This window comes from Microcoleus sp. OTE_8_concoct_300 (assembly GCF_031383065.1).
Taxonomy (GTDB): domain Bacteria; phylum Cyanobacteriota; class Cyanobacteriia; order Cyanobacteriales; family Microcoleaceae; genus Microcoleus.
Map to the genome: position 1 here is coordinate 1 of NZ_JANMZH010000503.1, position 3,772 is coordinate 3,772.

The following is a 3,772-nucleotide window of genomic DNA, read 5'->3' on the forward strand; positions in this document are numbered from 1 at the left end:
TTAATTATCTCGAACAATATTCTGATGAGGTGGAACAGTTAATAAAGTTAACTCGAAATAAACGCCGCTTTTATCAACAAGGTATGCGGGCTGCAACCCTGATTCGGTCTATCTCCTAGGCCTCTTTGTCACCCCCCCAGATGCAAGAGGGGAAAAAGATTTAGAAAAGTTTACAGGAATCCGAGTTTCTGATAGTACATTACAAAGATTAGTAAAAATCCAAGATTTTGAATTACCTACATCTAAACAAGGAGTTCAAGAAATTACATTAGATGGGGGGAAAATCAGGCTACGTAACGATAATAAGGGCGAGTCGTGTTATTGGAAAGATTATAAAGCTGTTTGTTTAGATAATGTTTATTATGGAGCATTTTTTCAAAACAATGAAGATTTAATTGATTGGACTAATAGCCAAAAGTTGTTACATCCTAATGTATTGTAATTGAGATGGTCATCCTGGAATTTGGAACCTATTTCAAGAAATTGGAGTGACTGAACAAAGACAAGAAATCTTAGATTGGTATCATCTGAAAGAAAATTTGTACCAAGCCGGGGGTTCATTGAAACGATTAAAACAAGCAGAAAGTCTGTTATGGTTTGGTCAAGTAAATGAAGTTATCAATTTATTTAAAGACTTAAAAAAGCAGGCATTTAAAAGATGCAATTATTTAGAAACCCATCGTTACCGAATAATTAACTACCTATACTATCAAGAAGAATCCCTAAGCTCAATCGGTTCGGGAACAGTTGAATCAACGATAAAACAAATTGGATTCAGGGTAAAACTATCAGGGGTGAGCGTGGAATATTGAGAGTGTTGCATCTATCCTTTCTCTTCGCTGTGGTTATCTCAATGGTCAACTTTCCACTTGATATATTTACAAAACAGAGATGCACCCTTGACAAACTCTTCCCGACCTACTCCCTCTCTCTTGCGGAGACTATCCGCAGACAGGGAAGCAACAATGATATCTTCCTGCCCAGTGTAACGCAGCAAAATAACTTTAAATGTAGCAAGTAACGTGATAAATAGAGTGACGTTTTCACGCGCACAAAACTGCTTGAGTTCTCAGCATAGCTCCTCATCAAGCTCAACAGCTTCAGTCCTTTTAATAAAGGACTGAACTGGTGCTCGCGGATAATCTAACGGAACTTGCGATACAGGTAGCTCACTACCTAGCTGCTGCTGTCAGTATGCTTCCTGTTCAGCTAGATTGAATTTGAAATATCGCCTTTGATTGACATTCATTTAATAATTACTCTATAAGTTTAACCCTGATAACTCGCAGAATATATCGGCTCTAAAATAACTTGAAATTCTTCTGCAATTTTAAGTCAAATCTATCTCGTTTACCGCGTACAATGCTGAGAAAATATTACTACAACTAAAACTAGTATTAAATGCCCTCGTCTCCTGATACAAAAGCATTCATCTCCTCGACTTTCTCTCCTTGCTGATAATCCTTGCGGACAACAACATAATTTCCCATCACTAACACATCAAGTTTTGCAAAAAGGAAGGTCTCCACCGCCTCTTTGGGCGTACAGACTATCGGCTGTCCACGAACGTTAAAGGATGTATTCAGCAAAACAGGTATGCCACTCACTCTGCCGAACTCGTTAAGCAAAGTCCAAAACTGAGGGTTATCTTCCTTTGACACCGCTTGAACCCGTGCCGACCCATCTACATGGGTAATCGCTGGCAGTTGTTCCCGATAAGCCGATCGCACCTGTGTTACAAAAAGCATGTAAGCGTAAATCGATTCATCTCCCTTATCTATTTCAAAGAATTGTGATGCCGCCTCCACCGTGACTGCGGGAGCAAAGGGTCGGAATCCTTCACGCTTTTTAACAAGCTTGTTGATGCGATCGCGCATTCCTGGCTCTCGTGGGTCTGCCAATATACTCCGATTACCCAAAGCACGCGGTCCGAATTCCATTCGTCCTTGAAACCAGGCAACAATCTGCCCTTCAGCTATGCGCTTAACAATCTCCCTAGCCAAATCATCAAATGAGGGGAAAAAGGTACTTTCGCACTCTTGTTGGTACTCCAAGATATGCCGGATTTCTTCAGTCTCATAACTTGGACCCCACAAAGGTTGTGCCATCTTTTTGGAACACAGATTGCGTTGATGAAGAGACTGAATGTACAGTGCTGCACCCAGAGCAGTTCCGTCATCACCGGCAGCTGGCTGAATAAACATATTTTTAAACATCCGGCTGCGTTTAATTACGCCGTTTGCCGTGCAATTGAGAGCCACACCCCCGGCCATACAAAGGTTGTTTTGACCAGTCTCTTTTTTGAAGTGCCGCAGAACATGTATCAGACACGCTTGAAGAACCGATTGCAAGGCCGCAGCAATGTCCATATAATTCTGAGTTATTTCAACATCTGGCTCTCTTGGCGGACCAAAAATATCAGTCAATACTTGTAGGGTTCCACTATATGTTTCCTTCTCCTCTTCAGTCTGATTTTGAAAGAGTACAGGAATTGTATATGTTCCATCATTTCTAAGATTAATTAATTGCATAACCTGGCTAAAGTACCGACGGGGATTCCCATAGGGGGCCAATCCCATCACCTTATACTCGTCAAGACCAAAGCAGAATCCTAAATATAAGGTAAAAACACCGTACAGTATCCCAAGAGAGTGGAGCGCTGGGAATTGCTTGATAATTTCGATTTGGTTTTCCTTACCCACGGCAATGGTTGTGCTATGTTGTTCACCCATGCCATCAGTGACGAGGATTAGTGATTCCTTAAAACCACTGAGATAGAACGTACTCGCAGCGTGTGCCAGGTGGTGTGGTACCTGGACCAACTTCTTAGCCCAATCAAAGGAATCCAAGTGTTCCTGAAGACAGCGTACCTGAGCCTCTCGCGAATAAACCTCTGCAAACTGTTGCTTCGTCAGAGCGCTATGCTCATAAAACGATCTGAATGGCTCGTAACAAAAGCCATGAGCAATATAGTCGATAGAATCTGGTGCGAGATTAGAAACTTGAAGGCAATATTTGATGGCATTTATAGGGAAAGAACCAGTTGCTTTTTCCCTCGTGAATCTTTCTTCCGCCGCTGCTGCCTTTATACCGTCCCTAGTGACAAGAGCTGCCGCTGAGTCGAAACCTTGAGCAATTCGGTATTGTCGTGCCGAAAGATTGGGAAATACTTTCTTTTTGAAGAATACACTGTTGTGGAGTCCACTTATGCCAATTACATTCATAAAGAAATAGCCCCTAATAAGTCCTTGTTCCCTGAAAACAGATCACTGCTAAATCTTGAATCAGATGCCTATGAGCAATATCAGTTTGTGTGGGAAGTTCATCCAGAGTCTTGCACCAACGCCAAAAACCGGGTTTCTTGCGATTTTTGCTGCCTGAAAACCTTGATTCTTCGTTGAGCAACCCAGTTTTTCCGGTCTTGTTGAGAATGTTGCAAGATCTCAATTTCCAAATTTAATTCTACCATGCTCCCCTAGGGCGTGTCATCAGTTGAGCCAAATCACGGTAGCAGCGAGGTAAATTGCACCCAGAAAGTTAACTTTGAGCTTGTCGTAGCGGGTGGCGATCGCACGATATTGCTTGAGTTTGGCAAAAAAGTTTTCAATTAAATGACGGGCTTTGTATAAGTCTAGGACTTACGCATTGACAAAATAACCAAACAGTGAATTGATAAATATAGGTCGTCTACTTTCTAGGTATCGGACAATGAGAAAAATAACTAAACCCTCTACGGCACAATGCAATATAGACCTTTACACCTTATTTTTGT

1 protein-coding gene and 2 pseudogenes are annotated in these 3,772 nt (G+C 41.6%); 1 reads left to right on the forward strand and 2 read right to left on the reverse strand.

Annotation, left to right across the window (positions count from 1 at the left end; all coding sequences use genetic code 11):
- Positions 1 to 151: 151 nt before the first annotated feature.
- A pseudogene (locus ACUVJL_RS22830) lies at positions 152 to 873 on the forward strand (ISKra4-like element ISMiva1 family transposase); the annotation flags it as partial.
- A gap of 524 nt (positions 874 to 1,397) precedes the next feature.
- Here the strand turns inward: ACUVJL_RS22830 and ACUVJL_RS22835 are convergent.
- Complete coding sequence (locus tag ACUVJL_RS22835) at positions 1,398 to 3,224, reverse strand: carbamoyltransferase family protein (protein WP_445247928.1); 1,827 nt, start codon at positions 3,222 to 3,224, stop codon at positions 1,398 to 1,400.
- Between the two features lie 264 nt (positions 3,225 to 3,488).
- A pseudogene (locus ACUVJL_RS22840) lies at positions 3,489 to 3,629 on the reverse strand (transposase); the annotation flags it as partial.
- Positions 3,630 to 3,772: the final 143 nt, after the last annotated feature.